Here is a 626-nt window from a genome sequence, read left to right on the forward strand (position 1 = left end):
AGGGCGAGCGGAGTTCTCGCATGGTGAGACGGTCAAGTGAGTCGCGGCAGGTCACAGCTTGATCGCGTACGGCGTGGCGGCGGCGTGACATGCAACAAGGCCCCGTAGAACGGCGGTTCTCACGCCAAACCGATCTACCGGAGCCTCATTGTCCGTTCAGTGTGTCATGCCGCCCGTGCTGTCTGCCATCAGCGCCCTCGTCAGCGACGTCGACGAGCCCGAGCAGATCGCGGATATGGCCGACCTTCGCCAGATGTGGGCGCAGATCCCCGATCCTCGCGATCGGCGGGGGCGGCGGCACCCGTTGGTGGTGATGCTGGCTCTGGTCCAAGCGGCGATCGTGTCCGGCGCGGTCTCCTACGCGGCGATTCGGCACTGGATCGCCCGCGCTCCCCAGGAGGTCCTGGCGCAGCTCGGCGCCCGACGCGATCGGCGGACCGGCGCCCACCTGGCTCCGCATCCCGACCCCGTGTGCCGCACGATCGCGCAGGTCAGCGCCGCGAGCGTGGACGCCGCCTACGCCGCCCACCGGGCCAGCCAACTGCGTGAGCCGTATGACGACCCTGATGAGCTGATCCCGATGACCATCGACGGCAAGACCCAGCGCGGCACCGCCACCGCCGACA

The 626-nt window shown here is 69.2% G+C and carries 1 protein-coding gene; it reads left to right on the forward strand.

From position 1 onward, the window contains the following. Positions 1-175: 175 nt before the first annotated feature. A partial coding sequence (locus tag Acor_RS00080) for a transposase family protein (protein WP_174876085.1) occupies positions 176-626 on the forward strand: 451 nt, incomplete at its 3' end.

It is taken from the genome of Acrocarpospora corrugata (assembly GCF_009687845.1).
In the GTDB taxonomy this organism is placed as follows: Bacteria; Actinomycetota; Actinomycetes; order Streptosporangiales; family Streptosporangiaceae; genus Acrocarpospora; species Acrocarpospora corrugata.